The sequence below is a fragment of the Kitasatospora sp. NPDC088346 genome (assembly GCF_044740765.1).
In the GTDB taxonomy this organism is placed as follows: domain Bacteria; phylum Actinomycetota; class Actinomycetes; order Streptomycetales; family Streptomycetaceae; genus Kitasatospora.
This window is the reverse complement of record NZ_JBIURH010000136.1, coordinates 1-3,606: the sequence shown is the minus strand read 5'-3', so window position 1 is coordinate 3,606 and position 3,606 is coordinate 1. Positions and strand designations below refer to the sequence as shown.

Sequence of the window (3,606 nt, the reverse complement as noted above, 5' to 3'; positions counted from 1 at the left end):
ACCGCCCCCTCCCGGAACTCGGCGTCGTACGTACGTCGCTTCCCCACCCTCAACTCCTTATCGGGTCACGACTCCACGCTACGAGGGGAAGCACAATCGGGACGAACTGCTCGCCTTCTACGACTTCCCGGCCGAGCACTGGATCCACCTGCGGACCACGAACCCCATCGAGTCGACCTTCTCCACGGTCAAACTCCGCACCAAGGTCACACGCGGCGCGGGGAGCCCGGCTGCGGCCCTGGCGATGGTGTTCAAGATCGTCGAGTCCGCACAGGCCCGGTGGCGCGCGATCACCGGCGCCCACCTGGTGCCGCTGGTCCGTGCCGGCGCGCACTTCGAAAACGGTGTCCTGGTCGAGCGGTCCGAGGTGGCAGCATGAACGACATGTTCGAGGCACTTGAAGCACTGACCGACCGCGATCCGGACCGTCGGGACATCGCCGCCGCCGTCCTTGGGGACCTCCTGCGCGGCGCCGCACTCGACGCGGACTCCGCTCGCCTGGCCGTCGGACGCCTGGTCAGCGTGGCCGTCAACGAACCGGTGACCAAGGTGCGCGAGTCCGCCCTGAACTCGATCAGCGAGGCGTTCAACCACTACCGCCTGCCTCTGACCCTCGTCGAACCACTGGCGGCAGCCACGCCGACGATGGAACGCGCGCTCCTCGTCCACACGCTCTACATCCTCGGCGCCACCCACGACCCGCAGGCCCGGCCGCTGATCGAACCCTTCCTCCATCACCCCGACCCAGAGGTGCACGAGGAGGCCCGGCTCGCAGCAGCCGAGATCACCGCCGTCGAGTCGGAGGGCCTCACCCACAACTCTTGACTATTGCTCGGCGGCCGCTTTGCGGCCCGACGGCACCGGTGCCGCACCGACCGGTCTGCCGCTTCCCCCGCTCGGTGAGCCGGCGCGGGTCGTCGATGTCATCTCGCGGCTGCTGCTCAGTTCGAGCGGGCCCGGGGATCCCGCTGCCGCCGGTCCGGCAGCGGCCGAGCACCGGAAGGCGGACCACGGCGCCGCGGCGGCCGGCGGCGGCAGTCCTGCGGCCGACCCGGCGCTTGCGCCGCTACGCGCCGAGATCTGGGGGCACTTCCAGCGTTCCCCAGGGCCGGGACCCGGACGGACACTTCGCCTCCCCGCTCTCGTTCCCCGTCACGGACGCCGGGACGGGCTGGACCGAAAAGGGCACACAGGTCAGCTACGGCGACACCGCCATCGTGACCGATCTCGATGGATACCTGCCTCTCCTCGAGGCGATCGCGGACCGCACCCCAGTAGTCGAAGGACCGCTGGTCATCAGTCTGTGACATAGGTGCCGCCCCAGGTCGCCCCCATCTCCGCCCACCGCCCGCACATCGGGTTCCCCCTTGCCCGCGTCACCCATCCCGCCGTCGAGCAAGGGGGCCACAACCCCTTCTCACTCCAGGCAAGTCAGCCCACCCTGCCAGGCCCGAATGCCCGGCCACCCGACCCAAGGGCACCCTGGGCCCGGTGGGGCCATCGGCTCAGGCCTCAAGTGCGCCTTCGGTGGCCTCGATCGGTGCGGTGAGGCGTCGGCTCGGGACGGCTGTGCGTCGATGGGCGCGGATGTGAGGGTGGTCAAGCCGCAGGGGTGCGGCGGGTACGCGCCTCGGGAATCATCAGCAGCCTTCCAGGGGAGACGGTGACCGCTTGGACCGGACGAACGATGTGCCCTGGAGCCGGGTGCAGCCGCCAGTGCGTGAGGAGGGTAGCGAGGACGATGGGCATCTCGGTGAGGGCGAAGGTGTCGCCGAGGCACTGGCGGCTGCCGAGTCCGAAGGGGAAGTAGGCGCCGCGCGGCAGGGCCTGTTCAGGGCGACTCCAGCGGTCCGGATCGAACTGGGTCGGTTTCGGGAAGAGCCGCGGGTTGTGGTGGAGCAAGAGCGGGCTGACGATCACCTCGGTGCCGACGGGGATCGGCACTCCGCCGAGGGTGACGGGGGCGACGGACCGGCGCATGAGCAGGTTCGTCGGAGGATGCAGACGGAGAACTTCCTTGATCACCTGCTGGATGTACGTCAGTTCGGCCAGCTTCTCGATCGTTGCTGGTCGGCCGGCCAGCACGCGGTCCGCCTCCTCGAAGGCCCGCTGCTGGATGCCGGGTTGTCGCCCGATCTCGTAGCAGGCCCAGGCGAGGGTGTCGGTTGTTGTCTCCATCCCCGCGGCGAAGATGTTCAGCAGTTCGTCCTTGAGCTGGTGCGCCGGCATGGGAAGCCCGGTGTCGGCGTGCGTGGCCGCCACCAGCATCGACAGGAGGTCGCCGCGGTCGGTCTCCTCGTCTCGCTGGTACTGCGCGATGACGTGGCTCAGCACGGTGTCCATGCCTGCGACAGCCCGGTCGAAGCGCCGGTTCGCCAGCGTTGGCAGCCGTTCCAGGAAGGGCAGGGGGGAGATCGTCCGCCGGAGCACGGTGTTCTGGATGATCGGCATCGACCGTTGGGCTTCGCGTGTGACCCATCCGCCGAGCTCGGTGGAGAACAGGGTCGTTCCGAGAATGGTGATCACCAGGTCGTACAGCACCCTACGCATGTCGACGGTGCGGCCGGCAACGAGCGTTCCTGCGGCGGCCACGGTCTCGTCGTTCATGGTCCGCACGTACTGGGCGACGCGCTGGCGGTGGAAGGCCGGCTGCACCAGGCGGCGCTGCTTGAGGTGGAAGGGACCGCTCGAGAGGAGCACTCCGTTGCCCAGGAACGGTCTGGCCTTGTCGAAGATCGCCCCTTTGTGGAACGCCTTGGCGTCTCCCACGAGGACCTGGCGGACCAGGTCCGGGGTGGTGACGACGATCGCCCTGCGGGGCCCGAGGTGCACTTCGATCATGTCACCGTACTGCGGCAGGCTCTGCAGGAACGCGATCGCATCGCGCCGAAGACTCAGGGCGTGGCCCACGATGGGCAGGCGGCCCGCCGCCTCCGGGATTTCCGTATCGGACGAGGTCATGCTGGGCTCCTGGTGGGCGCGGGGCACGGCAGGCGGGTGAACCGGCGGACGGCGGGGGAGGCTCGGCGACGGTGACGGTCAAAGACGCCGGGTCAGCTGAGCGGCGTGCCGGGCGGGGGCCCCCAGCACGTACTCGCGCCAGCGGCTGCCGCAAGGCTCGCAGAGGGTGACGCCGCCGAACCGGCCCTCCGCGACGAGGCCCTGTGGGCGATGACGCTCGCACCTGGGGCACGCGTCAGCGTCGGTGCGCTCGAGCGCCGTCTGCAGTTCGGGGTAGAGCATGTGCCGGACCGCCTCCAGCGTTCGCCCGCCATCGGCCTCGGGCGGAGCGCTGCCAGCGCCGGGCGCCCCGCGGTACCAGAGCTTGACGTTGGCCCGCGCGTCCCGGATGACCGCTCGCGTCTCTGCCTTCCCGATGCGCAGGCCGTCCTCCACAAACCTGTACCGCGACATCGCGACATGTATCAACGGCAGGTTGCGCAGGAGGTTGAGGGCGCAGCGGCCCTCGACGGTGCCGTACCAGTTGGTTTCCAGCGTCCACAGGGTCGAGTGACGGCGGCCGTGGCAATGTCCAGGTGCGCGGCCAGTTGAGTCCCGGCTGATGGCCACGAGAAATCCAGGTGGATGGCCGTCGGTCCTGTGGTG

4 protein-coding genes are annotated in these 3,606 nt (G+C 69.5%); 2 read left to right on the top strand and 2 right to left on the bottom strand.

Going from position 1 to position 3,606, the window contains the following annotated elements:
• A partial coding sequence (locus ACIOFR_RS41910; RefSeq protein WP_401006047.1) for a transposase occupies positions 1-379 on the top strand: 379 nt, incomplete at its 5' end.
• Entirely contained in the window at positions 376-825 is a 450-nt protein-coding gene (locus ACIOFR_RS41905) for a hypothetical protein (protein WP_401006045.1), read from the top strand. The genes ACIOFR_RS41910 and ACIOFR_RS41905, both read left to right, overlap by 4 nt.
• Positions 826-1,599: 774 nt before the next feature.
• Here ACIOFR_RS41905 and ACIOFR_RS41900 read toward each other — a convergent pair.
• Together ACIOFR_RS41900 and ACIOFR_RS41895 are read right to left on the bottom strand one after the other, a co-directional pair.
• A complete protein-coding gene (locus tag ACIOFR_RS41900; RefSeq protein WP_401006043.1) occupies positions 1,600-2,961 on the bottom strand; it encodes a cytochrome P450 in 1,362 nt (453 codons plus the stop codon).
• Between the two features lie 78 nt (positions 2,962-3,039).
• The coding region (locus tag ACIOFR_RS41895) for a hypothetical protein (RefSeq protein WP_401006041.1) at positions 3,040-3,606 on the bottom strand (567 nt) is incomplete at its 5' end.

Coding starts and splice junctions, on each gene's coding strand:
- ACIOFR_RS41905 (WP_401006045.1), top strand. CDS start 376: ATGAACGACATGTTCGAGGCACTTGAAGCACTGACCGACCGCGATCCG.
- ACIOFR_RS41900 (WP_401006043.1), bottom strand. CDS start 2,961: ATGACCTCGTCCGATACGGAAATCCCGGAGGCGGCGGGCCGCCTGCCC.